This window comes from Pseudomonas sp. FP2300 (assembly GCF_030687595.1).
In the GTDB taxonomy this organism is placed as follows: Bacteria; Pseudomonadota; Gammaproteobacteria; order Pseudomonadales; family Pseudomonadaceae; genus Aquipseudomonas; species Aquipseudomonas bijieensis.
This window is the reverse complement of sequence record NZ_CP117440.1, coordinates 2,184,301-2,208,094: the sequence shown is the minus strand read 5'-3', so window position 1 is coordinate 2,208,094 and position 23,794 is coordinate 2,184,301. Positions and strand designations below refer to the sequence as shown.

Genomic DNA, 23,794 nt, shown 5'->3' with positions numbered 1-23,794 from the left:
GGCGCCCCACGCACTGAGGATTCCCGGCATGAAGAAGTTTCGCAGCAACTGGTTCCGCGTCGCCGTCGAGGGCGCTACTTCGGACAAGCGCACCATCAAACGCAGCTGGCTGGAACAGGCCGCCAAGAACTTCAACCCGTCCACCTACGGCGCCCGTATTTGGCTGGAGCATTTCCGCAGCCTGTTGCCCGATAGCCCGTTCAAGGCCTACGGCGATGTCCTGGCAGTGAAAACCGAAGAGGTGGACATCAACGGCCAGAAAAGACTGGCCCTGTTCGCCCAGGTTGAGCCCACCCCTGAGCTGATCGCCATGAACAAGGCGAAACAGAAGATTTACACCTCCATCGAAATCGACGACAGCTTTGCCGACACCGGCGAAGCCTACATCGTCGGCCTGGCGGTCACTGACTCGCCCGCCAGCCTGGGCACCGACGTCCTGGCGTTCTCAGCCCAGAAACCGGACGCCAGCCCCTTCAAGGATCGCCACTACTCGGCAACGTCGATGTTTACCGAGGCGGTGGAAACCGAGTTGAAGTTCGAGGAAATCGAAGAGAAGCCCAGCATCGGCGCCCAGTTGTTCAACAAGGTGCAAGCGCTGCTGACCGGCAAGCAGGCCAAGGACGATACCGAGTTCGCCCAGATCGGCGAAGCCGTCGAAGCCATCGCCGAACACGTCAAGGATCTACCCGATCAACTGGCCGCCGAAAAGAAATTCTCGGCGGGGCTGAAAACCCAGCTCGACCAGGTCAGCACGGAACTCACGGAGCTGAAAAACAAGCTCTCTACCACCCAGGACCACAGCCAGAAAACGCGCCCGCCTGTAACCGGCGGCAATGACTTGGTCGTGACCGACTGCTGACAGTCAGCCCAACCACAGCCCGAATCATGAAGGACGATCAACATGCGTAACGACACCCGAGTACTGTTCAACGCCTACCTGCAACAACTGGCGCAACTGCATGGGGTGACTGACGTCACCACTAAATTCACCGCGAACCCAAGCGTCGCCCAGACGTTGGAAACCCGCATTCAGGAATCCAGCACCTTCCTCAGCGCCATCAACGTCTATGGCGTCCAGGAACAATCGGGTGAAAAGATTGGCATCGGCATCGACGGCACCATTGCCAGCACCACCGACACCACCATCAAAGATCGCGAGCCCCGTGACCCGAGCGGCCTGGACGACCGTGGGTACACCTGCACCCAAACCAACTTCGATACCGGTCTGCGCTATCAGAAGCTGGACCAGTGGGCCAAGTTTAAGGACTTCCAAGCACGCATCCGCGACGCCATCATCAAAGCCCAGGCCCTCAACCGGATCATGATTGGCTGGAACGGCATCAGCCGCGCCGCGACATCCAACCCGGTCACCAACCCGCTGTTGCAGGACGTCAACATCGGCTGGCTTCAGAAGATGCGCCTGGAGAACCCTGCCCGGGTTCTGGATGAGGTGGTGGCCGGCAGCGGCAAAATCGAAATCGGCGCCGGCAAGGACTTCGAAAACATCGACGCCCTGGTCGTCAGCATGGTCAACGAGTTCATCGAGCCTTGGTATCAGGAGGACACCGAACTGGTGGTCATCTGCGGTCGCCAATTGCTGGCCGACAAGTACTTCCCGATCATCAACAAGGTCCAGGCGCCGACCGAAATGCTGGCGGCCGACATCGTCACCAGTCAAAAACGGCTCGGCAACCTGCCGGCAGTTCGCGTGCCGCACTTCCCGGCCAACGGCTTGCTGGTGACCCGCCTGGATAACCTCTCGCTGTACTGGCAGGAAGGTACCCGCCGCCGCACCGTTGTGGACAACGCCAAGCGCGACCGCATCGAGAACTACGAATCGGTGAACGAAAGCTACGTCATCGAAGACCTGGGCTGCGCGGCCATGGCCGAAAACATCACCCTGAACTGAGGCGGCGATCATGACTAACCCCTGCCGCCGCCACTTTGAACGTGTCACTGCCGCCATTGAGGCGGCAGCGACCGAACCCACCCAAACCATGGCCGGCGCTACAGCCTACGAACACCAGCTCAACCAACTGCTGCAAGACCGCCTGCGCCTGAAACAGGTCCAGTCCAACCAGGGCAAGGCCGAACTCAAGCGCCAGTTGCTGCCGAGCTATGAATCCTACGTGCAAGGTGTGTTGGAAGGCGGCCAGGGCGCGCAGGACGAGGTACTGACCACCGTCATGGTCTGGCGCTTCGATGCCGGCGACTTCACCGGTGGGCTCGACATCGCGACCTACGTGCTGGAACACAAGATGGTCATGCCTGACCGCTTCGCCCGCACCTTGGGCTGCCTGGTCGCCGAGGAAGTCGCGACGGCAGCGTTCAAGGCTCAGAAGATTGGCGAACCGTTCGACCTGGCAATCCTGCACCGCACCGCCGAGCTTACCGACGCCGAAGACATGCCGGACCAGGCCCGCGCCAAGCTGTTTCTCGCCATGGGCCGCGCCACGCTGGAAGGCATCACCGAAGAGGCCCCAGGACAACCCGGCCAGCTCCAGGCCGGTGTGGATCTACTGAAAAAAGCCATCGCCCTGCATGACGCCTGCGGTGGCAAGAAAGATCTGGAGCGGGCCGAACGCCTGCTCAACAAACTTGCCGGCCCTGCTGGCTAACCGAGCGTCCCCACGCACCCCGCCGGCTCGGGGCGGATCGGCCAGGCCGCTCCTCCTGAACGTGAAGCACCGACCACCGGCGACCTATTTTTGAGTGCTGTTCCATGAGTGGATTCGTAGCCAGCGGCCCCGTCGCCAGCGGCCATATCAACACCGACGCCTTCTGGCCCTCGATTGATCTCGACGAGCTGCGAGCCACCCTGCGGATCGATGCCAGCGTCACCGTGCCACGTTTGGAAACCGCCGCCGTTGCCGCCGCCATCAGCGTCAACCGTGAGCTGAGCGGATGGCGCGCCATCCAGCAGGCCGCAGGCCATGCCGAACTGGCAGACGTTCCCGGCGAAAAAATCAACGACGTATCTGTCCTGGTGCACCTCTACCGCCGCGCCATCGAAGCCGCTACCGGCGCCGAAGTGTGTGAGCGCTATCGCTCCTACGACAGCACCAACAGTGGCAACCAGAACGCCGAGGACATCACGCCCAACATCGACGATTACCGCCGGGACTTGCGCTGGGCCGTGCGTGACTTCCTCGGCATCAACCGCACGACCGTGGAGCTGATCTGATGCCCGTCACCGTCCGAGCCTTTCAAAACGACACCGTTGACGCTTTGTGCTGGCGTCACTACGGCCGCACCGCTGGCGTAACCGAAGCGGTACTCGAAGCCAACCCCGGCCTGGCCGACTACGGGCCGATCCTGCCCCAAGGCCTGGCCGTGCAGATGCCCGAAGCCCAGACGGCTGCGCCACAGCGGCAGATGGTGAACCTATGGGACTGATCAACCTGCAACGAGCCCACGAACCCACCAACCCTGGATTACGGAATGAAGCGCATGCCTGAACGTCCCGACACCTGGGCCTGGCTCGCCGCCTGGCTCGAACAAAACTGGCCTGCCCTTTATGCGGGGATCCTGGCTCTGACCATCGCCGCCCTACGGATCATGTATGGCGGCGGCACCTTGCGGCGGATGGCAGTCGAGGCCCCCCTTTGCGGTGCGCTGGCACTGGCCGCCAGTCATGGCCTGGCGTTGATTGGTATACCCGCCTCAACCGCACCGTTCTTCGGTGGAGTAATCGGTTTGCTTGGGGTCGAGGGGACACGCGCCGCTGCCAAGAAATTTTTCACTCGCAAGGTAGAACAGCTATGACGACGCTTCGCCACGGCGACCGCTCCCAGGCGGTGCGCATCCTGCAAAAAAACCTGAACGACCATGGCGCCGGGCTGGTAGTGGACGGCGACTACGGCGATTCCACCGAGGCGGCCGTGAGGGCATATCAGTTGAGAGTCGGCTTGGTCGCCGATGGCGTTACCGGCGAAAAGACCCAGGCCAGTCTGGCCGGCGGTGACTGCCAGCTCCTGTTGAGAAACGAAGACCTGGTGCAGGCCGCACAGATCCTCGACGTACCGTTGGCTAGCGTCTATGCCGTCAACGAGGTTGAATCGAAGGGCAAAGGCTTTTTGGCGAACGGCAAGCCGGTGATTCTGTTCGAACGGCACATCATGTACCGCCAGCTCGCCACGCCGCGCCACGAAGGCGACAACCCCGACGAACTCAAGCGCCACGCCGACCAACTGGCCGCCGCCAATCCGGCCATCGTCAATCCGAAGTCCGGCGGCTATGCCGGCGGCACTGCTGAGCATCAGCGCCTGAGCCATGCGCGCCTGATCGATGACACCGCCGCGCTGGAATCCGCTTCCTGGGGCGCGTTCCAGATCATGGGCTTTCACTGGCACCGCCTGGGCTATGCCAGCGTGCAAGCGCTGGTCGAGGATATGAGTGAAGGCGAGTCTCAACAGTTCGCCGCCTTCGTGCGTTTCATCCAGACCGACCCGGTACTGCACAAGGCCTTGAAAGGCCGTAAATGGGCCGAATTCGCCAAGCTTTACAACGGCCCGGATTACCAGCGGAACCTGTACGACATCAAGCTCCAGCGCGCCTATGAGCGGCACGCTGAGTGCCGCTGCGGCCAGGAGGTCGCGGCATGATTCCCCCTCGAATCGCTTACCTTGAAATCAGTCCAAGGCAAACGGGGAAAACCGAACGGCTTGTTCAACACGCGAAATCTTGTCTTGCGGCAGGCAAAAGGGTGTGTTTCGTCACCTTGCAGGGTTCGGTCGAAGATATCCGCCACCGCCTGCCTGGCGCATTCATTTGGGGAAATGACGAAGAGGTGCCGTGCAGAGAAGACGATGAGGGTGTTATCTGGTTTTACGACGAATTTGACTGGCTCGACTCAACCAAAATCCATGCCGGCGCCTACTACGCAACCACCCCGAAATTCTTACGAACGTTGGGCGAGCAAACAGCAGAAAACGATCTCCTTTTAGGGCTGATCGAAGCCAACGACCGACAGCTCTGTCGATATACCTGGCCGGTCGATTTGTCCGACATTCTCAAAGAGGCCCGCGCTTCGTACAGCCCCGAAGAATTCCGGCTGCTCTACCTTGGAGAGTTCCTAAAATGATCGACCTTGAACGCGTGCAACAGTTGAACGTGCAGGACGGCAACTTGCTGGTGGTGCCCGAAAATACCGAGCAAGCCGATATGGAATTGCTGTGCGAAGCCCTGGCCTACATGAGCCCCGGTTGCCGGGTCGTAATCGTGCGAGGTCCGGTGGAGCTGATGGACGTCGGCGACATGAACAAACTGGGCTGGTACCGCGCATGAGCATCCTGCGCCAGGCGCTGTACGGCATTGCCCTGCTGGGCGCCCTGGCCCTGCTGATCTGGGGCCAGGAACAGCGCCTCACCGTGGCCGAGAAGAACACCGAGCTGGCGGAGAAGGACACCAAAACCGCACGCGCTGAAGCTGACAGGCTGCGCACCACGGTCGGCACGCTGCAAACCACCCTGAATGCCGAACGCGTTGCCCAAGCCGCCCTGCGGACCCAGCAGGATCAGCTGCGCCAGGGCCTGGCAAAGCGCGAGCAAACCATCGAGGCGCTAAAACGTGAAAACGAAGACCTTCGCAACTGGGCTGACCAGCCTTTGCCTGAGCTTGCTCGCCGGCTGCGCGAGCGCCCCGCCCTCACCGGCGCCGACGCTTATCGTCAGTGGTTGTCCGGCCGTGGTGCCCTGCACCCTGCCGGCGACAAGCCCACTCAATAACGGCGATCAGCTCTCCGACCAGGACCGCGTCGAAGCCGCATGGGCTGAATGCGCCGGCCAGGTAGACATGGTGTTCAACCATCAACAGGCAGCCCCATGAACAAACCCGAAAGCCTGCGCGCCCATCTGCTGAGCACAGTGGCCGAACTCAAGCACAACCCCGACCGGCTGCTGATCTTCATCGACAACGGCAAAATCCGCTGCACTGCGGCTGCCTCGCTGTCGTTCGAATACAGCTTTGATTTACAGGTCATCCTCACCGACTACGCCGGCCACCCCGACAGCGTTATGTTGCCGTTGCTGGGCTGGCTGAGCGTGAACCAGTCCGAGCTGCTGGAGAACCTGAACAAGTCCGCCGAGGGCATCCAGTTCGAGGCCGACATCCTCGACAACAGCAAGGTGGACCTGAGCCTGACACTGCCGCTGACCGAGCGTGTGATTGTGGGAAAAGACGCCGACGGCAATACCACTGTCCACCATCCTGGTGAACCTCGGCAGGTGGCCGCATTCCTCGACCCGGCGTGGATACCTGGCGCGCAAGGCACAGGCAGTGAATGGATCGTGCCGAAATGACCAACCGATTGGAAACGCTGGAGGATTGGGCGTCCGGCCTGCTGGGGCAGCTTGAACCGGCATCGCGCAACAAACTGGCCCGCAGCATCGGCCAGGCCCTACGGCGCAGCCAGCAACAGCGAATCATTGCTCAGCGCAACCCAGACGGCAGCAAATACGCGCCGCGAAAGCAGCGCGACCTGCGTGGGAAGCAAGGGAGAGTGAAACGAAAGGGACAGATGTTTCAGAAGCTGCGCACGGCGAAATTTTTGAAGGTTCAGGGCGACGGCAGTGCCATCTCTATCGGCTTTACCGGGCGAGTTGCCCGGATTGCCAGGGTGCACCAATATGGATTGAAAGATCGTGCTGAGCGGGGAGCATCCGAAGTGAGATATGACCAGCGTGAAGTGCTCGGATTTACAGAGGCGGACCTTGATTTGATCCGCGACAGTCTTTTAATTGCGTTCACTAGCAATCAATAAATCATGCTGCTCGTGCAGCTTCGCTGATTACTCGCTTAAGCTCATCGCAGGCTTCACCAAACGCCATTTGTGCATCGGCAGCTGGGCGCTTGAATACGTCTCCGGCACGACCTTGTTTATAAGCGGACTTATGAGCGGCATTTACCTCATTGATAGCTTCACGTGCTTCCATTACTTTCTCATAAGCTGGTCCTAACTGAGCACCATAAATATCGATGATCATTTCAATCCGGCTGAAATCGAAGCCGCCTAAGTCTTTGGTGCTGGTTCTATCAAGGTATTCGTTGTAATCAATATGTCCATCCATGACTAAATTCAAATTCATGTATTGGCTGAAGAAAAGGTTTCCCCAGTGACATACGAGAATGTACAGCTCCTCTAAGCGTTCTTTTTTTATTTTTTGACTGCTAAGACGCTCTTCATGTGCCAATTGCTGCATTTGCCTTTTCGCATTTGCATTGTTTGTAAGCCAGACACCAAACGTTGTCAGCAGAGATCCAAAAATTACGCCTGAAAGACCAACAAATGATTCTGATGAAGCTTTCGCTACCAATTCTGTAAGCACAACACTGGCTCCTGCCCTAACGGAAAAGCTGGAAAGTACGCCCTCCATGACTCCCTGTCTATTGGGGTTTGTAGCTTAAATGCCTACAACCTTAGGTTGCTGTGCACGCGTGCGCGGGACGCGAACATGGGCGCCATGAACGACTTAGCCACCCTCGCCCGCCTGATCGAAAACCTCATCCGCTTCGGCACCGTCGCTGCCGTCCAGATGCAGCCCCCGCGTGTGCAGGTCAAAACCGGAACCCTGACCACTGCCTGGCTGCCGTGGATCGCCCTGCGCGCCGGTGCTGACCGGGAGTGGAACCCGCCGACTGTCGAAGAACAGGTTTTGCTGTTCAGCCCCTCGGGCCAGCTCGGCAACGGTGTCGCCCTTACCGGCCTTTTCAGCGACCAGATCCCCGCCAACGGTGACCGCGAAGGCCTGCATCGCTTCACCTACCGTGACGGCACGGTGATCGAGTACGACAGCGTCGCTCACCACCTCAACGCCACGCTCACCGATGGTGGCACCACCAACCTGGTCAGCACCGGCGGCATCAACATCGTCGGCAACATCACGCACAAGGGCAATTACACCCAGACCGGCGACCAGAACGTCACCGGTAAGGTCACCGTCTCGGTAGACGTGGTAGCAGCCGGCATCAGCCTGGTGGACCACCCGCACGGCGGCGTAATGCCTGGCAGCGGCAAGACGGGGAAACCGGAATGAACCGACATACCGGCGCCGCCATCACCACCGTGGAAAGCATCGCTCAATCCATGAGCGACATCCTCACCACGCGCATTGGTACCCGGGTCATGCGGCGCGAATACGGCAGCCTGTTGCCCGAACTGGTGGACCACCCGTTCAACGACATCACGCGCTTGCAGGTGTACGCGGCCACCGTCATGGCGCTGATGCGCTGGGAACCGCGTATCAGCCTGAGCCGCGTGCAGTTCGAGGGCGCCACGCTGCAAGGTCAATCCTCGTTGGATATCGAGGGCAGCATCGTCGATAGCAACGAGCCGCTGAGCCTGAGCGTGCCTCTGAATCTGGGAGGCAGCGCATGAACTCATTCGTCGCGATTGACCTGGGCCAGCTCCCTGCGCCCGAGGTCGTTGAGCAGGTCGATTACGAGCAGATCCTCGCCGAGCGCAAGGCTTACGCCATCAGCCTCTGGCCCGTCGAAGAACAGGCGGAAATCGCTGCGCGGCTTGAGCTGGAATCTGAGCCCCTGACCAAACTGCTCCAGGAGAACGCCTACCGCGAGACGGTGTGGCGCCAGCGCGTCAATGAGGCGTCCGTCGCCAACATGCTGGCCCTCGCCAAGGGCAGCGACCTGGAGAACCTGGCCGGCAACTTCAACGTCAAGCGCCTGATCATCCAAGCCGCCAAGCCCTCGTCCGTGCCGCCGGTCCCGTTGCTGATGGAAAGCGACGACAGCCTGCGGGAGCGGGCTCAAATGGCATGGGAAGGCCTCAGCACCGCCGGCCCGCGCAACAGTTACATCTTTCATGCTCGCTCTGCCGACGGCCAGGTCGCCGACGCCACCGCCGAGAGCCCCGCCCCGGCCGAGGCGGTGGTGACCGTGCAATCGATCCTGGGTGACGGCACCGCCTCGTCCGCGCTGCTGGCAAAGGTCAGTGCCTACCTCAGCGACGACGACCGCCGCCCTGTCGCGGATCGGCTCACTGTGCAAAGCGCCCAGGTCATCAACTACCAGGTCAAGGCCAAGCTTTTTCTCTCGACGTCCGGCCCTGAGAGCGAGTTGATTCTCGCGGCAGCCAATGCGCAGTTGCTATCTTTCGTGCACCAACGGCGCCGCCTGGGCTTGGAAGTTTCGGAATCGATTATCCACGCCTCGCTGCACGTTGAGGGGGTGCGCAAGGTCGTGCTGGAGAACTGGGCGGACATCGTTGCCACGAAGTACCAGGCGCCCTACTGCACGGCCGTCGATTTGGCGCTGGGGGCTGAATAATGGCTGACGCGCCCCTTCTCCCAAGCAATTCGACGCCGTTGGAGCGCCAAGCGGCGCAGGCGCTGGCCCAGATCCAGCGTGTGCCGATTCCGTTGCGTACGCTCTACAGCCCCGATCTTTGCCCACTGCCCCTTTTGCCCTACCTGGCCTGGGCCTTCTCCGTGGATCGCTGGGACAGCAAGTGGACCGAAGCGGCCAAGCGCGCCGCCATCCGTAGCGCGTACTACATCCACTCGCGCAAAGGCACTATCGGGTCACTGCGCCGAGTGGTTGAACCGCTCGGCTACCTGATTGAAATCATCGAATGGTGGCAGACCGTTCCGGTCGGCCCTCGCGCCACCTTCAGGCTCAAGGTCGGCGTGCTCGACACCGGTATCACCGAGGAGATGTACCAGGAACTGACCTGGCTGATCGACGATGCCAAGCCCCTGACACGCCACCTCACCGGGCTCGCCATCAGCCTGGAAACCACAGGATCAGTGCATATCGGCGCCTGCATCACCGAAGGCGACGAGATTGATATCTACCCACCCACACAGCGAGACATCGAGGTCACGGGCTACATCCACCAGGGCGGCCGTGAACACCAGATCGACACCATGGACATCTACCCATGACAGACCAAAACAGCCAGTTTTTCGCCATCCTCACTGCCATCGGCAAGGCCAAGCAGGCCAACGCGGACGCTTTGGGCGTTGCGTGGACCTTCGCGCAAATGGGCGTGGGCGACGCCAATGGCACCGACCCAATCCCCAGCGAGCAGCAGACACGCTTGATCAATGAGCGCCGCCGCGCACCGCTGAATCAGTTGAAGGTTGACCCCGCCAACCCAAACATCATCATCGCCGAGCAGGTCATCCCTGAGAACGTCGGTGGCTGGTGGATTCGTGAAGTCAGTCTGTATGACACCGACGGTGACATGGTCGCGGTGGCGAACTGCGCGCCAAGCTTCAAGCCGTTGCTGACTCAAGGATCGGGCCGCACACAAGTTGTGCGGATGAACCTGATCGTCAGCAACACGGCGAACGTGGAATTGAAGATTGATCCCTCAGTTGTTTTGGCGACACGTCAGTACGTTGACTCAAAGATTCTTGAGGAGCTGTACAAGCTCGACAACAAGCAATCGGTGCGCGTAGCCACCACGGCAAACATAGCTTTGACCGGGTTGCAGATCGTTGATGGCGTAACGGTGCTTGCAGGGGACCGAGTTTTGGTTAAGAACCAGGCGGCCGCCAAGGACAACGGTATCTACGTCGCTGGCAGCGCGGCATGGCAGCGTGCACCGGATGCTGATAGCAATGTTAAGGTCACCTCAGCGATGATTCTGTCGGTGGAGCAAGGCGTTACGCTGGCCGACACTCGCTGGCAGTTAGTGACGGATGGGGCGATTGTCCTGGGCACCACGTCGTTAACTTTTCAGAACATCACACAGGGGTTTGCAACCATCAATTCCCCAGCGTTGGTGAATCCAACGGCAAACACGCCGGCTCAGTTTGATAACAGCAAGTCGCTGGCGACTTCCGAGTTTGTAAAGAGGGTGGGGCTCGAATACGGGGATTACACCAACTACTCGGCGACGGCGACGCTAACCGCCGCTGACATTGGCAAGGTGGCTGCGTTTGCTGGCGCTGGGGCAATGATCGCCACTCTCCCGACAGGCGGGACAATTCCGCGAGGGGCGGTGGTCAAGATCCTGTGCGGCATGGGAACGGTAACGGTAAAGGCCGCCGCAGGGGATTCGATCGATGCCGTTAACTTCGTCGGCAACATCGCCATGGCTCAAGGTGATACCGCTGAATTTATTCGTATCGGCTCGCTGTGGCGGTTGATTGGCGGCAGCGTCTCGCTGGAGTATTCGGCGTACTTCTCTACTGCAGTAAAACGGCAGGCAAATCCGACCGATGTTACAGCCGGCGCCCTTATGCCGGTCGGCGCCTTCGGGGCTGGTCGCGGTATCTTGAGCACTGAAGTTGATATGAATAATTACCTGATCCCCGGTAATTATCTAACTCCCATGGCAGGCTTAGTAAACATTCCGCCCGGCTGGTCACCGTCGGCTCGTTACAGCGTCGTTGTTGAAGGCTATATGAGCAACAACTACCTGGTACAGCGAATCACTGGCGGCTTAGGAAGCGGCCAGACGCCGGTATTTGCCTCGCGTGCCATGCAGAACGCTGGGGAGTGGACACCTTGGCAGTTCGGCATCACCAGTGAGCAAGCGCCTTTTCGCGGTACCCAAGTATTTAAAACCGCAGGTGTATTCACCTGGGCGGTGCCTGTTGGTGTGAAAAAGGCTTGGGTTACGGTCATCGGGGGTGGCGGCGGCGGCGGTCGCGCTGGCGTCTCCGGGGCAGGCTCAGGTGGCGGTGGTGGCGGTGGCTTGGCACAAGAGCTAGTTGATCTCTCAGGCGTGACCAGTGTCACGGTGACCGTTGGGGCTGGCGGCGCTGGCGCTACCGTAGATTCGGGTGTTGGCGAAACCGGTGCAACATCATCTTTTGGGACCTACCTATCTGCTACTGGCGGGGCCGGGGGCTTTGGTAACGCCTCGTCCGGTTATGCAAATGGCCCGGGGAGTGGTGGGCTCGGCACTGGCGGGGACTTCAACACGTCACTTGGGGTCGGACATCCCAGTTATGGGCCATACGGTGGTTCAGGTGGTGGCCCCGGTAGTCGATCCACGCAAGGGCAGGTCCCAGGTAATACCGGTGTTGGGCCTGGCGGCGGCGGGTCAGGTGCATTTTACGGGTACAACGGTGGTGCAGGTGCTGCCGGTAACGTAATCATTCAGTGGTGATCAGCATGTGGGCACGAATCGAAAACGGGACGGTAGTCGAAACTACCGACATTGATCCAATCGAGCGCTTTCACCCGGATTTATTCTGGCAAGCCTGTCCCACGGGGACACGGTCTGGCTGGACGATAGAGGAGGATGAATTTCTACCTCCGCCGACCGTCCCTGCCTCCGACCTGGTCGATGCTGAACGGGTATGGCGCAACAATGAACTGCAATCAACCGAGTGGCTGGTTACCCGCCATCGTGATGAACAGGCCTTGGAGCGCCCCCCCACCCTGACCTCTGAGCAATACTCCGAACTACTCATCTATCGCCAGGCACTTCGAGACTGGCCTCAGACGGGGGACTTCCCAAACATAGAGTTCCGACCCATCGCGCCGTCATGGATAGCTGAGCAGATTCAGTAACGCTACTCCTTTTCTCCCTGTAACCCTCTCCCCTACAAGCCCCCGCGCTCGCCCAACCGGCGCGCGCGCGGCAGCCTGTGCACTGTCATCCCAATCACTGCGCAGGCAAACCCATGACCGATTATCTTCACGGCGTGCGGGTCATCGAACTCAACGACGGCACCCGCCCCATTCGCACCATCCCCACCGCTGTTATCGGCATGGTCTGCACGGCCGACGACGCTGATGCCACCGTTTTCCCATTCGACACACCGGTACTGCTGACCAACGTCCAAACCGCCATCGGCAAAGCCGGCACCACGGGCACCCTGGCGAAGAGTCTTCAGGCCATCGCCGACCAAACCAAGCCCTACACCATCGTCGTGCGAGTGAAGGAAGGTGCCACCGAGGCAGAAACCACCAGCGCCCTGATCGGCACCACCACGGCCGAGGGCAAATACACCGGCATGAAAGCCCTGCTCGCCGCCAAGGCTCGCGTTGGCATGGTGCCGCGCATTCTCGGTGTGCCTGGCCTTGACAGCCTGCCGGTTGCCACCGCCCTGGTCACCATCGCGCAGCAGTTGCGTGGCTTCGCTTACGTCAGCGCCTGGGGCTGTAAAACCAAGGAAGAGGTGGTCGCCTACCGTGACAACTTCGGCGCTCGCGAAGCCATGGTCATCTGGCCGGAATTCCAGAACTGGAGCACCGTTACCAACGCGACCGTCACCGCCTCGGCCGTGGCCCGAGCTTTGGGCCTGCGCGCCAAGATCGATCAGGACGTGGGCTGGCACAAAACTCTGTCCAACGTCGCGGTCAACGGCGTCACCGGCATCAGCGCCGACGTGTTCTGGGATCTGCAAAACCCCGCCACGGACGCCAACTACCTCAACAGCAACGAGGTCACCACACTCATCAATGAAGGCGGCTTTCGCTTCTGGGGCAGCCGCACCACCAGCGAAGACCCGCTGTTCGCCTTCGAGAACTACACCCGTACCGCGCAGATCCTGGCCGACACCATGGCCGAGGCGCACATGTGGGCTGTGGACAAGCCGCTGCATGCCTCCCTGGTGCGCGACATCATCGAAGGGGTCAACGCGAAGTTCCGCGAAATGATCGCGGCGGGCTACCTGATCGGCGGCAAGTGCTGGTATCCGGAAGATGCCAACGATAAGGACACACTCAAAGCCGGCAAGCTGTTCCTGGACTATGACTACACGCCGGTGCCACCGCTGGAAGACCTCACCTTGCGGCAGCGCATCACTGACCGCTACCTGATGGACTTCGCCAGCAAGATCAACAGCTAAACCGGGCCTCCCCGCAAGGGGAGCTGACCCTGTGCCTGAGCAACGGAGAACCCCGCCATGGCCATGCCCCGCAAACTCAAAAACCTCAACCTGTTCAACGACGCCAACAGCTACCTGGGCGTGGTCAAGTCGGTCACCCTGCCCCCGCTCGGCCGCAAGATGGAAGCCTATCGCGGCGGCGGCATGAACGGGCCAGTCAAGGCAGACCTCGGTTTCTCGGACGACGGCATCCAGTTCGAATGGAAAACCGGCGGCCTGGATCTGATCGCCCTCAAACAGTTCGGCACCGTCAATGCCTCGGGCGTCGCGTTGCGCTTCACCGGCTCGTTCCAGCAGGACGATACCGCTGAAGTCAGCGCCGTGGAGGTCGTGATGCGCGGCCGACACGAGACCATCGAAATGGGTGATGCGCAGCCAGGCGAAGACACCGAGCACAGCATTACCACCACTTGCACCTACTACAAATTGATCGTCGATAACGAAGAGATCATCGAGATCGACTTGCTCAACTTCATCGAGAACGTGAACGGCGTGGACATGCTGGAGAAGCAGCGCCAAGCCCTCGGCATCTGACCCTACCCGCCCTTTCGCAGGGCGGTTAACCCTGCAAACTGGAGCTATTTATGAAACCTGAAGACACCCTCGAATCGCTGCCACCCGTTGACGACAACACCGTCATCCTGGACACCCCGATCCTCCGAGGCAAAACCGTCATCGACATCATCAATCTGCGCAAACCGCAATCCGGCGAATTGCGCGGCGTGCAGCTGGTCGAGCTGCTGAACATGGACGTAGCAACCCTCATCAAGATCCTGCCGCGCATCAGCTCCCCCGGCATCACCGCGCCCGAAGCCGCCAGCATGGACCCGGCCGACCTGCTCGCCTGCGGCAGCAAGATCTCTGGTTTTTTGTTGCAGAAGTCGGTGAAGACGGACGCATCCCTCGTTGCGTAGAAGACGCCATGGCCGATCTGGCCGTGGTTTTCCATTGGGCACCGGCTGACATGGACCAGCTGGGCCTGCAAGAACTGATGGAGTGGCGCGAGCGCGCCCGGGTGCGGAGTTCCACCGATGGCGAATGACTTAAAACTTCAGGTGTTGCTCAACGCCATCGACAAGGCGAGCGGCCCCCTGAAGGCCATCAACAACGGCAGCATCGGTGCCGCCCGCGCCCTCAAGGAAGCCCGCGACCGTCTCAAGGAACTCAACACCCAACAGAAGGATGTCAGCGCTTGGCGCACCCAGCGCGCTGCCGCCGAGCAAACCGAGCAAGCCCTCGTCGCCGCCCGCGATAAAGTACGGGCGCTGTCCCAGCAATTCGCTGCCACCGGTGCGCCAACCAAGGCGATGACCAAAGACTTTCGGGCAGCGGTTCGCGAAGCGCAGCAACTCAAGGAACAACATCAACAACAGGGCGAACAGCTCCAGGTGCTGCGCAGCAAACTGCAAGGCGCCGGTATCAGCACCAAAAACCTCAGCAGCCACGAACGCCAACTGCGCGAGCAAATCAGCGCCACCAACGCCAGCATCAGCGAACAGGGCAAACGCCTGGTCGCGTTGAATGCTCAGCAAAAGCGCCTTGCCATCGAGCGCGCAAGGCTGGAAAAAACCCAGAATCTCGCCGGCAACATGGCTATGAACGGCGCCGCCGGCCTGGGTGTGGGATATGCCGCGAGTCGGCCGGTGGCTAAGACCATCGGTGCCTTCGCGCCGAACGAAGACTCGGCCACGCAACTCAAGGTTTCGATGATGGACGGCACCGGCAAGGTGTCTGAGGATTTTCAGAAAATCACCGACCTGGCGACCAAGCTGGGCGACCGCCTGCCCGGCACCACGGCCGACTTTCAAGCAATGATGACCATGCTGCGGCGCCAGGGCCTCAGCGCGCAAAGCATCCTCGGCGGCACCGGAGAGGCAGCTGCGTACCTGGGCGTTCAGTTGCAGATGCCCGTGACCGCCGCGGCTGAATTTGCGGCGAAGATGCAGGACGCCACCCGAACATCTGAGAAAGACATGATGTCGCTGATGGACATCATCCAGCGTGGGTTCTACTCAGGTGTGCAGCCCACCAACATGCTCCAGGGCTTCAGCAAAATCGCGCCGGTCATGGACACCATCAAAAAATCGGGCATCGACGCCGCTGCCGAGCTGGCCCCGCTGCTGATCATGATGGACCAAGCCGGTATGGACGGCGGCGCGTCCGGTAACGCCTTTCGGAAGATCTTCCAGGCTGGCCTGGACAAGGACGGGGTCAAGGACGTCAACAAGATCATGGAGCTGGAAGGCAAGCCCATCCGCTTCAAATTTACCGACGACAAGGGCAACTTCGCCGGCCTGGAAAATCTGTTCGCTCAGGTCGAAAAACTCAAGACCCTGAACGACGAAGACCGCACCGCTACGATCAAGGATCTGTTCGGTGACGACTCCGAAACCATGACCACCTTGAACACCATGATGAGCAAGGGGCTCGACGGATACCGGGAAATCCAGCAGAAGCTGCAGAACCAGGCCGACCTGCGCAAGCGCGTCAACGAACAGCTCGGTACCCTCACCAACGTCATGGAAGCCGCTCAAGGCAGTTGGACCAACGCCATGGCCGAGTTCGGCGCCGCCGTGGCGCCTGAGCTGAAAGAGGTAATCCAAACCTTGGGAGAGGTCGCCAATAACGTCGGCGCCTGGGCTCGCGAGAATCCCAAGCTGGCTGGCGGCATGGTCAAAGTCGTAGCGGCGGTGGCCGGCCTGGCCTTCGTATTCGGTGGCCTGGCATTGACGATGGCGAGCCTTCTCGGCCCATTCGCCATGGTGCGGTACGGCATGGGCATGTTTGGCATTCGCCTGGGCATTGTTAAGGCCCAGCTGATCGGCACGCACACCGCAGCAGCAGGCGCCGGTACCAACATCGGCAGGCTTGGGAAAGTCTGGCGGTCTTTGGTCGCGACACGCTCGGCGGGCGGCTTGCTCAGTGCGTTACCCGCATTTGTCAGCAGCGCACGCCTGGCTGCCGCCAGCGTGCTGCCGATGCTCGGCGGCGCGATCAGTGCCGTTGGTACCGCCATCATGGCGACGCCCATCGGCTGGCTGTTGGCGGCCGTTGCGGCCCTGGTTGCTGCGGGTGTGCTGGTCTACAAGTATTGGAACCCGATCAAGGGCTTCTTCCTCGGTTTCTGGCAAGGTCTGGTCGGGGCCTTGCAACCTGTCCTGGATAGTTTCGCCGGGCTCGGCCAATCGCTGCTGAACCTGGGACAGGCCGTCATGACGCTACCAGGTGTCGGCGCGGCCATGGAGCTTCTGGGCAGCATTGCGCGCCCGCTGTTCAGTCTGATATCAGATGGCGTCAGCACCTTGATCAACTGGTTCGGCCAGCTGCTTGCGCCCGTCGAAGACGTTGGTGGCGCCGCTCAGTCAATGGGCGAACGTTTCGGCGCCGTGATCGGCAATATGCTCAGCCTTTTGTTAGGCCTGCCTGCACAATTCGCTGAACTGGGTACGCAGATGATTCAAGGCCTGGCAAATGGCATCACCAACAGCCTGACTGTAGCCAAGGATGCCATCACCGGGGCGGGCGATGCGGTGATTGGCTGGTTCAAGGAAAAGCTCGACATCCACAGCCCCTCGCGTGTGTTCGCGGAGCTGGGCGGCTTCACCATGGCCGGTCTGGCCCAGGGGCTTGAGGGCAGTCAAGACGGGCCGCTGGGCGCCATGACAAGCCTGAGCAAACAACTCACGGCAGCCGGCACACTGGCCCTCGGTGCAACCGCGATGCCTCTGGCGGCTATGCCGTTGCCGCAATTCCCGGTCGAGGCTGCCGCTGCCTCTTCGCTGTCGATCGATGATCGTGCGCCCATCAGCCCTGCCCCGGCACCTGTCCATGACAGTCACGACACCTACGAAATCAACATCCACACCACGCCAGGCATGGACGCCCAGGAGATCAGCCGCGCCGTGCGGGCCGAGCTGGCGCGCATCGCCAGCGAAAAGGCTGCCCGCCAGCGCAGCAAACTTTCAGATCTGGAGTAACCCACCATGATGCTTGCCTTGGGCATGTTCGTGTTCAGCCTGTCCACCGCCGCTTACCAGGAGCTGCAACGCCAAACCGAATGGCGCCATGCGAGCAACAGCCGCGTCGGCGCCGCTCCGGCTCGGCAGTTTGTCGGGCGCGGCGACGACACCATCACCCTGCCAGGCGTCATCCTGCCGGAACTGGCCGGCAGCGCCTTGAGCCTCGACGCCCTGCGCCTGATGGCAAACACCGGCAGGGCGTGGCCGATGGTTGAAGGCAGCGGCCGTATCTACGGCCTGTGGATTATCGATGGACTGAGCGAAACCAAAACGCTGTTCTTCCGTGACGGCACGCCTCGGCGTATTGAATTCACGATCAACCTCAAGCGCATCGATGACGACCGGATCGATCTGCTCGGCGCCGGTACCAGCGCAGGTGTCAACATCTTGAGGGCGCTGCTGTGATTGAGGCAGCCCTGTCCAAGGTGACCGGCTACGTCGAAGGCCTGGCCGAGCGCTACCGACGCGACGCGGCCTACCCGGTACCGGCGTTTCGTATCACGGTCGATGGCAACGACATCGCCCAGTTGATCAGCCCACGGCTGATGAGCCTGGAGCTGACCGACAATCGCGGAATCGAGGCCGACCAGCTCAGCATCACCCTCAGCGACCACGACGGGCTGCTGGCGATCCCGCCCAAAGGCGCGACCATCCGACTGTGGCTGGGTTGGAGCGACACAGGCCTGGTGGACAAAGGCACCTACACGGTCGATGAAACCGAACACAGCGGCGCGCCGGATGTATTGAGCATCCGCGCCCGCTCGGCGGACCTTCGCAAAGGCCTGAAGACCAAGCGCGAGCGCAGCTGGAGCAACACCACCCTCGGCGATGTTCTGGGCGATATCGCCCTGGGCAACGGCCTCACCGCCACCATCGCCGGTGCCCTGGACGGATTGCCCATCCTTCAGCTGGACCAGGCCAACGAATCCGACGCCAACCTGATCAGCCGCGTAGGCGAAGAGTTCGACGCCGTGGTCACCGTCAAGGCCGGTTGCCTGCTGTGCCTGCCGGCGGGCGGCGGCAAGACGGCCACCGGCGCCGAGCTGCCGCATATCACCCTCACCCGCGTCGATGGCGACCAACACCGCTACCTGCAAGCCGACCGCGACAGCTACGACGGTGTGCGCGCCTATTTTTACGACGTGAACAGTGCGAAGAAACAGGAGGCCATCGCCGGCGGCGGTGAAAACCTCAAAGACCTGCGCCACACCTTCAGCGACCGCCAGTCCGCCCTGCGTGCTGCCCGGGCAGAGTTCAACCGGTTGCAACGCGGTAGCGCGACGCTCAGCTACACCCTGGCCCGGGGCAGGCCTGACCTGATTCCCGAACTGACCTACACGCTCCAGGGCGTGAAGCCTGAGATCGACGAGATCATCTGGTATGGCGGCAATGTGCAGCACACCCTTAGCCCGGACAATGGATACACCGTCAGCCTGGAACTGGAGAGCAAGCTGCCGGAGGATACGGTTGAGGGGTTGGCAGAGGAAAACAAAGGGGATTACACAGGGATCATCGCGTACTACCGCGACAAGAAAACAGGGAAGGAAAAGACTGTGACGGCGGGGGATCAGAGCAAGCCGAAGCGGTTGCGGTGGTTGTATGCTAGTGAGAAGACGGCGAAGCGAGCTGTAGACAGGGAGTTCAAACGCCTGAAGGACAGCTAACTTTTTTTATCCTTATCTTTAGCTTTGTCTTGACTGGCATACATCTCAAACCACGATGTAGCTCTAAATATTGCGAAAACCGCACTAAATATTTGAACCATCGAGTACATGAAAATGAAATACCCTATAAACCATGCAATTCGATTCAGAAAAAATATCACCTCATAGTAAATTGGAGGCATCCCCTCAACATAGAACGAAGCAGATTTCACCGTCAGGGCAACGAGAACGGCAATTGCCTGAGTTATAATAAAATGAGCAAATGCCGATACCAAGGTCATGAAAGGCGAAACCTTGTTGTCATCTGCACCCGCGAGAAACCGACTAAAGCCAGAATCCATCCCTAAAAATACAGCCAATCCAGCGAGAGTAAAACCCAGAATAGTAGGAACGCTAGCAATAACGACATCCCACCAACCAGAATGAGACCAAGCCCCAAAATTTATAACCGTGAGTCCCAGCGCAATATAAAAATAGGTAGAACTGAACAACGCAGTGCTACCACCATACATGGCCCAATATTTACCCCATATAGACCTAACCCCCTTAAAATCTTCCCTTAGTTTCTTTATCAATTTAGGCTACCTAGTAATTTCCCGATGAATCTCGACTACTTTATCATAAAGCGCATCAAATTCAGACGTTAAATTCGGATTATATCTTGCCGTCTCATGCAGCGGCATATCTTTCGTCGAAAGATATTTCTTTAATCCATCACTATCCTTTCCTTCTACAGCGACGTACCCGTTGTCATTAGCAACGGATGCCAATGCCTTCAAATACTCATCAGGCTTCAATCCTTCATTGCTTGCCTCCATAAATTCTATTTTTTCAGTCCGTGCATTTAATCTGTTCAATCGCCTAAGAATCTCTGCCTCCATCTCATCCAAATCATCAGGGTTTGGCCGATCAATTTCCATTTTCAATATTGAGATCCGCTTCAGATTCAAGAGTTCACCTAATCCGCTAGGATCGGGCTGAACCGTGACGCTTAGCGCCCCAAAGTCAGCGAACTCATCATTGGTAAAGACTTTTTCGAAGAAACGTTTTACTAATCCAGGCGACAAGCTGTGGTGCGGCTTAGAACTTACAAAATAAAATCTGTGACCCTTTGGAAAGAATATGTACTGAAACCGTTTGAAATGCGGCTTTAGATTATCGGGAATACTTATTTCCGCCACTTCGTCCTCCGTAGCTGCATCCATATTCTCTGTATTGAACCATGGAGCGGCAGAGTCAAGCTTCAGGAACTTATATATATCTCCTCTAACACCAGCTAGTGGATCGCTTGGATCCAGATAACGGCACGACCCTAAAAGCACCGCATTATCACCATGCACTAGCGCACTTAATCTATAGCGAGCCAATTTTTGTAACATTTCAATATATTTTTCAGGTGTGTGCGGCTGCAAGACTATATTTAGCGCACCGATATGAATTGCAGATGATCTGACTCGAGCCATGCCCCACCCCTCACAGTAAGTGATTCTGAATTATTTGAATGTTAACAAGCAGCTATTTAGGACGCACGAGCCGCTAACGATAATAGAGTTTGGATAAGTTCGCCCTCTGTATGACTCGCCCGCCAAAATTCGCTCTACTTCAACTCCGTCACCTTGCGTCAAGACCGCAACAGCACGTTTGGCAAGCTCTTTTGCCCGATCACTTCTGGATTGGTTTTGCTCTTCTTTTGAACCAGTCCAAGCCACATTGATACGATCACATTTAAACTCGATCTTCATATCGAAAACTTTATCGCCGAAGGTATATCGAGTGATTGTGCAGCCGGGCGAGTCTTCTTCCTGAACTTGTTTAAGGATGGGAGAGTTTATGGCTTTTATGATCGCTGGTTCGTCAATAAAACGGACATCAGCAAACGCCGGAGACTGGGCAATGAAAGATAGTGAAGCAGCGACAAGCGTTGCTTTGGACATGGATCACATCCTTATGCTGGTTGCGAGGTAGCGCCGGTAGGCATGCTCGCCTGCCCTGTAACCTGGCCTTGGCGAGGTGGATCATTGGCGTCCCTGACTTAATGATCCCGTTCTTAATGGGTACAGATTATGCTGGCCGTTTGGTATCGGCAAGAGCTTCAGTCAAATCCTTGAGGCGCTGCTCGACATCCATTAAGCGTTTCTTCTCTTCAGCAGCGCTTTGTATCTCCCGCTTGCCCGCCTCTCCAAGCGAGCGAAACAGTTCAAGGATTGCCTCCTCCTGCTTGTTAGCAGCCTGAGCCTGGGCAACCTCCCCCCTCGCGTCATGAAACATCGGCCCTTCACCAGTCAACAGCCAGTCAACGCTTATACCCAAATGAGTGCGCAAGGCCGACATGGCCTTTGCGTTAGGTTCTCTCTCGTCCAGAAGGTAGTTCTGGAGCGTCCTGTAGGGGATGCCAATGATGTCGGCAGCCTGCTTTATGGACAGGCCTTTGGCATCAAGAACGCTGCGAAGACGCTCAGATATACTCATTTTTTCATATGATCCGGTTGACGCACTCATTTTGGTGCGTATACTGCGAACAAACAGGTACATCTTAACCAACTAGGAACACATCAACCATGAGCCAAGCCATGGAAAAGCGCCAGATTCAGGCGCGACTGATCGAGCACGGCAGCAATTTCCGCCAGTTCGCGATCAGTCACGGCTACGAGCCACGCACGGTGACTCAGGTAGTCCAGCGCTGGGCCGGTCACGACACGCTGCCCCGGGGACGATTGTCGTTCCGCATTCTGCGTGATCTCTCCAAGGTGATCGGCAAGGAAGTGCTGCCCGGAATCCTGGCGGATTCAAACGAGCAAACAGAATGCAAGGCTGTATGAAATGACTGTAGGGGCGATGGCACCAGGGAGAAACCAGAAGATGAAACGCCCAATACTAGCGACCAAGCGCCAAGTAATGAGCGCAGTCATTTGCGCTTACCCCGGCGGGCGCGAGTGCGCCGCTGCCCGGCTCGGTTATGAACTCAAGAAGTTCGACAACCATGTTTACGAGAACGCAGGCAGTCGCCCTCTCAGCGATGAGCAGATTCATTTGCTCGAGCAGGACGCCGGCACCACACACCTGCCTGAATACATCGCCGCCCTGTATGGCGGCATGTTCGTGCCGCTTGCCAAACCCGAGACGCTGGACAACATCGACCTGTACAGCCGGTCAGTACATGCCGCTGCGAAGCGTGGTTACGTCGATCAGATCATCGCGAAGGCACTGGAGGACGGGGTAGTTGAGCCAGGCGAGGCCGCGGCGATTCTCGGCGCTCACAATCGCTACATGGCTGCGCGCCACTCCGAAGTGCTTGCCACCATCCAGTTGCACAGTAAGGAGCGCAAGCATTGAGCACTTACAAGCTGGTCTGCCCTCATTGCCTTGGCCGCATGCGTATCCGCACCAGCGAAGGTACACACATTTTCCTGCGGGTGGCCTACCTGCAATGCACCAATGAGGCCTGTGGCTGGTCGGTGCGAGCTGAGTTCGAAATGACTCATGAAATGAGTCCCAGCGGCATGGCGAATCCCTCCGTCAAGCTGCCCATCGCCGACATTGCCCTGCGCCGTGCCGCGATGAAATCCACCAACGATCACCCCGACCTGCTCGACCAAATGGAAATGGAGTGTGCGCAATGAACCATGAAGAGCTTGACCACGACTACCGCAGCAGCATGCAACGGGTGGCGTTTGCCTACCTGCAACGGCACGAAGCGCAGCACCTGGTGGACTCCGATCTGTTGTACGAAAACTGCGTTCGGCACATGACCACCGCGCTGGAAGTACCGGTGTTCATGGCGCAGAAGCTGGTACACAACGCCTGGACCGAATTGCAGGTCATCAACCAGCGCAAGTGGATCGGCGTGGACTGGGGCAACAGCCCAGGCAGCACGGTCGTCCACCTGATCGATACCCGGGCCGACCTTCGGTATCCGGTTCCGGCAAGGCTGCTGCCGCAAACCCTGCTCGCCCAGCGCGATGACGCGCTGAAGCAACACCCTCAGTAATCCCCGTTTAAACAACCTGCCCTGCCCCGCTTCCCGTGGGTTTGGGTGAGCTTTGCCCGAAATCCGAGGTGGACCATGCAAATCGACGTCGCCATCAACGCAAAACTGCCACGCGAAGAGGCTGAAGCGCTGCTCCAAGCGCTACGGAACCAGTACGCCCAGCAGTTTAACGAGCATTGGTACGACGACCGCTTTCGCATGATCCCCGAAGGGTTGCGGCATGGCTCGTTGCTCGCGGCCTTCCCAGTGATGGCCGCGCAAAAACGCCTGATTGGCGCCCTTAAATACAGTCTCGGCGAAGTGAAGTAAGACCCG

35 protein-coding genes and 1 pseudogene are annotated in these 23,794 nt (G+C 59.1%); 31 read left to right on the top strand and 5 right to left on the bottom strand.

The window, feature by feature from the left end:
* The first annotated feature begins 28 nt into the window (after positions 1-28).
* The 13 genes and pseudogenes from PSH86_RS09810 to PSH86_RS09750 all read left to right on the top strand — a co-directional run bounded on the left by PSH86_RS09810 (position 29) and on the right by PSH86_RS09750 (position 6,760).
* Positions 29-859, top strand: a complete 831-nt coding sequence (locus PSH86_RS09810) for a GPO family capsid scaffolding protein (RefSeq protein WP_305489455.1) — start codon at positions 29-31, stop codon at positions 857-859.
* A 42-nt stretch (positions 860-901) separates the two neighbouring features.
* Positions 902-1,909, top strand: coding sequence for a phage major capsid protein, P2 family (locus tag PSH86_RS09805; protein ID WP_305489453.1), 1,008 nt, complete (start codon positions 902-904; stop codon positions 1,907-1,909).
* A 10-nt stretch (positions 1,910-1,919) separates the two neighbouring features.
* On the top strand, positions 1,920-2,618 hold the full coding sequence (locus PSH86_RS09800; RefSeq protein ID WP_305489451.1) for a terminase endonuclease subunit: 699 nt from the start codon (positions 1,920-1,922) through the stop codon (positions 2,616-2,618).
* A gap of 104 nt (positions 2,619-2,722) precedes the next feature.
* A complete protein-coding gene (locus PSH86_RS09795; RefSeq protein ID WP_305489450.1) occupies positions 2,723-3,184 on the top strand; it encodes a head completion/stabilization protein in 462 nt (153 codons plus the stop codon).
* Positions 3,184-3,396: a tail protein X gene (locus PSH86_RS09790; protein WP_003199765.1), complete on the top strand. Its 213-nt coding sequence runs from the start codon at positions 3,184-3,186 to the stop codon at positions 3,394-3,396. The genes PSH86_RS09795 and PSH86_RS09790 overlap by 1 nt, the downstream gene beginning before the upstream one ends.
* Positions 3,397-3,441: 45 nt before the next feature.
* Positions 3,442-3,765 carry a phage holin, lambda family gene (locus PSH86_RS09785; protein WP_305489448.1) on the top strand — a complete coding sequence of 108 codons (324 nt, stop codon included), beginning with the start codon at positions 3,442-3,444 and terminating at the stop codon, positions 3,763-3,765.
* On the top strand, positions 3,762-4,604 hold the full coding sequence (locus tag PSH86_RS09780) for an N-acetylmuramidase family protein (protein WP_305489447.1): 843 nt from the start codon (positions 3,762-3,764) through the stop codon (positions 4,602-4,604). The genes PSH86_RS09785 and PSH86_RS09780 overlap by 4 nt, the downstream gene beginning before the upstream one ends.
* Complete coding sequence (locus PSH86_RS09775) at positions 4,601-5,083, top strand: hypothetical protein (protein ID WP_305489445.1); 483 nt, start codon at positions 4,601-4,603, stop codon at positions 5,081-5,083. Before PSH86_RS09780 ends, PSH86_RS09775 begins: the two co-directional genes overlap by 4 nt.
* Positions 5,080-5,286 carry a hypothetical protein gene (locus PSH86_RS09770; RefSeq protein ID WP_305489443.1) on the top strand — a complete coding sequence of 69 codons (207 nt, stop codon included), beginning with the start codon at positions 5,080-5,082 and terminating at the stop codon, positions 5,284-5,286. Before PSH86_RS09775 ends, PSH86_RS09770 begins: the two co-directional genes overlap by 4 nt.
* The gene (gene lysB, locus PSH86_RS09765; protein WP_305489442.1) at positions 5,283-5,726 is read left to right on the top strand and encodes an Rz-like lysis system protein LysB; all 444 of its coding nucleotides are present in this window, start codon (positions 5,283-5,285) and stop codon (positions 5,724-5,726) included. The genes PSH86_RS09770 and lysB overlap by 4 nt, the downstream gene beginning before the upstream one ends.
* Positions 5,638-5,826 (top strand): annotated as a pseudogene (gene lysC / locus PSH86_RS09760) (Rz1-like lysis system protein LysC); the annotation flags it as partial. The gene lysB and the pseudogene lysC, both read left to right, overlap by 89 nt.
* The gene (locus PSH86_RS09755; RefSeq protein WP_305489440.1) at positions 5,823-6,299 is read left to right on the top strand and encodes a phage tail protein; all 477 of its coding nucleotides are present in this window, start codon (positions 5,823-5,825) and stop codon (positions 6,297-6,299) included. The pseudogene lysC and the gene PSH86_RS09755, both read left to right, overlap by 4 nt.
* On the top strand, positions 6,296-6,760 hold the full coding sequence (locus PSH86_RS09750) for a phage virion morphogenesis protein (RefSeq protein WP_305490351.1): 465 nt from the start codon (positions 6,296-6,298) through the stop codon (positions 6,758-6,760). Before PSH86_RS09755 ends, PSH86_RS09750 begins: the two co-directional genes overlap by 4 nt.
* A gap of 1 nt (position 6,761) precedes the next feature.
* On the opposite strand, the gene PSH86_RS09745 is transcribed toward PSH86_RS09750, so the two are convergent.
* A complete protein-coding gene (locus tag PSH86_RS09745) occupies positions 6,762-7,325 on the bottom strand; it encodes a hypothetical protein (protein WP_305489438.1) in 564 nt (187 codons plus the stop codon).
* A 135-nt stretch (positions 7,326-7,460) separates the two neighbouring features.
* Here PSH86_RS09745 and PSH86_RS09740 point away from each other — a divergent pair, with 135 nt between their 5' ends.
* The 13 genes from PSH86_RS09740 (at position 7,461) to PSH86_RS09680 (ending at position 19,491) form a co-directional block, all read left to right on the top strand.
* On the top strand, positions 7,461-8,033 hold the full coding sequence (locus PSH86_RS09740; RefSeq protein ID WP_305489436.1) for a phage baseplate assembly protein V: 573 nt from the start codon (positions 7,461-7,463) through the stop codon (positions 8,031-8,033).
* Positions 8,030-8,374 (top strand): GPW/gp25 family protein, encoded by a 345-nt coding sequence (locus PSH86_RS09735; RefSeq protein ID WP_305489434.1) that lies wholly within the window; start codon positions 8,030-8,032, stop codon positions 8,372-8,374. Before PSH86_RS09740 ends, PSH86_RS09735 begins: the two co-directional genes overlap by 4 nt.
* Complete coding sequence (locus PSH86_RS09730) at positions 8,371-9,282, top strand: baseplate J/gp47 family protein (RefSeq protein WP_305489433.1); 912 nt, start codon at positions 8,371-8,373, stop codon at positions 9,280-9,282. The genes PSH86_RS09735 and PSH86_RS09730 overlap by 4 nt, the downstream gene beginning before the upstream one ends.
* On the top strand, positions 9,282-9,899 hold the full coding sequence (locus tag PSH86_RS09725) for a phage tail protein I (RefSeq protein ID WP_027912645.1): 618 nt from the start codon (positions 9,282-9,284) through the stop codon (positions 9,897-9,899). The genes PSH86_RS09730 and PSH86_RS09725 overlap by 1 nt, the downstream gene beginning before the upstream one ends.
* Positions 9,896-12,079 (top strand): phage tail protein, encoded by a 2,184-nt coding sequence (locus tag PSH86_RS09720; RefSeq protein WP_305489429.1) that lies wholly within the window; start codon positions 9,896-9,898, stop codon positions 12,077-12,079. Before PSH86_RS09725 ends, PSH86_RS09720 begins: the two co-directional genes overlap by 4 nt.
* Before the next feature lie 5 nt (positions 12,080-12,084).
* Complete coding sequence (locus tag PSH86_RS09715; RefSeq protein ID WP_305489427.1) at positions 12,085-12,486, top strand: phage tail assembly chaperone; 402 nt, start codon at positions 12,085-12,087, stop codon at positions 12,484-12,486.
* 113 nt (positions 12,487-12,599) lie between these two features.
* Entirely contained in the window at positions 12,600-13,769 is a 1,170-nt protein-coding gene (locus PSH86_RS09710; protein ID WP_305489426.1) for a phage tail sheath protein, read from the top strand.
* 57 nt (positions 13,770-13,826) lie between these two features.
* Positions 13,827-14,342, top strand: a complete 516-nt coding sequence (locus PSH86_RS09705; protein WP_305489424.1) for a phage major tail tube protein — start codon at positions 13,827-13,829, stop codon at positions 14,340-14,342.
* 50 nt (positions 14,343-14,392) lie between these two features.
* Entirely contained in the window at positions 14,393-14,722 is a 330-nt protein-coding gene (locus tag PSH86_RS09700) for a phage tail assembly protein (protein WP_305489422.1), read from the top strand.
* A gap of 8 nt (positions 14,723-14,730) precedes the next feature.
* Entirely contained in the window at positions 14,731-14,850 is a 120-nt protein-coding gene (locus PSH86_RS09695; RefSeq protein WP_003183333.1) for a GpE family phage tail protein, read from the top strand.
* Complete coding sequence (locus PSH86_RS09690) at positions 14,840-17,785, top strand: phage tail tape measure protein (protein WP_305489421.1); 2,946 nt, start codon at positions 14,840-14,842, stop codon at positions 17,783-17,785. The genes PSH86_RS09695 and PSH86_RS09690 overlap by 11 nt, the downstream gene beginning before the upstream one ends.
* Before the next feature lie 6 nt (positions 17,786-17,791).
* The gene (locus PSH86_RS09685; RefSeq protein WP_145132730.1) at positions 17,792-18,232 is read left to right on the top strand and encodes a phage tail protein; all 441 of its coding nucleotides are present in this window, start codon (positions 17,792-17,794) and stop codon (positions 18,230-18,232) included.
* Positions 18,229-19,491 carry a phage late control D family protein gene (locus PSH86_RS09680; protein ID WP_305489417.1) on the top strand — a complete coding sequence of 421 codons (1,263 nt, stop codon included), beginning with the start codon at positions 18,229-18,231 and terminating at the stop codon, positions 19,489-19,491. Before PSH86_RS09685 ends, PSH86_RS09680 begins: the two co-directional genes overlap by 4 nt.
* Here the strand turns inward: PSH86_RS09680 and PSH86_RS09675 are convergent.
* From PSH86_RS09675 to PSH86_RS09660, 4 genes are all read right to left on the bottom strand, one after another.
* Complete coding sequence (locus PSH86_RS09675; protein WP_305489415.1) at positions 19,488-20,066, bottom strand: hypothetical protein; 579 nt, start codon at positions 20,064-20,066, stop codon at positions 19,488-19,490. The genes PSH86_RS09680 and PSH86_RS09675 overlap by 4 nt on opposite strands.
* Before the next feature lie 6 nt (positions 20,067-20,072).
* A complete protein-coding gene (locus tag PSH86_RS09670; RefSeq protein ID WP_305489412.1) occupies positions 20,073-20,954 on the bottom strand; it encodes a DUF4747 family protein in 882 nt (293 codons plus the stop codon).
* Between the two features lie 30 nt (positions 20,955-20,984).
* The gene (locus PSH86_RS09665) at positions 20,985-21,425 is read right to left on the bottom strand and encodes a hypothetical protein (protein WP_305489410.1); all 441 of its coding nucleotides are present in this window, start codon (positions 21,423-21,425) and stop codon (positions 20,985-20,987) included.
* 127 nt (positions 21,426-21,552) lie between these two features.
* Positions 21,553-21,960 (bottom strand): helix-turn-helix domain-containing protein, encoded by a 408-nt coding sequence (locus PSH86_RS09660; protein WP_305489408.1) that lies wholly within the window; start codon positions 21,958-21,960, stop codon positions 21,553-21,555.
* Between the two features lie 101 nt (positions 21,961-22,061).
* Between PSH86_RS09660 and PSH86_RS09655 the strand changes: the two genes are divergently transcribed.
* From PSH86_RS09655 to PSH86_RS09635, 5 genes are all read left to right on the top strand, one after another.
* Complete coding sequence (locus tag PSH86_RS09655) at positions 22,062-22,310, top strand: hypothetical protein (protein ID WP_144924355.1); 249 nt, start codon at positions 22,062-22,064, stop codon at positions 22,308-22,310.
* A 40-nt stretch (positions 22,311-22,350) separates the two neighbouring features.
* Positions 22,351-22,824, top strand: coding sequence for a YmfL family putative regulatory protein (locus PSH86_RS09650; protein ID WP_144924057.1), 474 nt, complete (start codon positions 22,351-22,353; stop codon positions 22,822-22,824).
* A complete protein-coding gene (locus PSH86_RS09645) occupies positions 22,821-23,111 on the top strand; it encodes an ogr/Delta-like zinc finger family protein (protein WP_305489405.1) in 291 nt (96 codons plus the stop codon). The genes PSH86_RS09650 and PSH86_RS09645 overlap by 4 nt, the downstream gene beginning before the upstream one ends.
* Entirely contained in the window at positions 23,108-23,479 is a 372-nt protein-coding gene (locus tag PSH86_RS09640) for a hypothetical protein (protein ID WP_003199719.1), read from the top strand. Before PSH86_RS09645 ends, PSH86_RS09640 begins: the two co-directional genes overlap by 4 nt.
* A 75-nt stretch (positions 23,480-23,554) precedes the next feature.
* Positions 23,555-23,788 (top strand): hypothetical protein, encoded by a 234-nt coding sequence (locus PSH86_RS09635; protein WP_305467960.1) that lies wholly within the window; start codon positions 23,555-23,557, stop codon positions 23,786-23,788.
* The last annotated feature ends 6 nt before the right edge of the window (positions 23,789-23,794 follow it).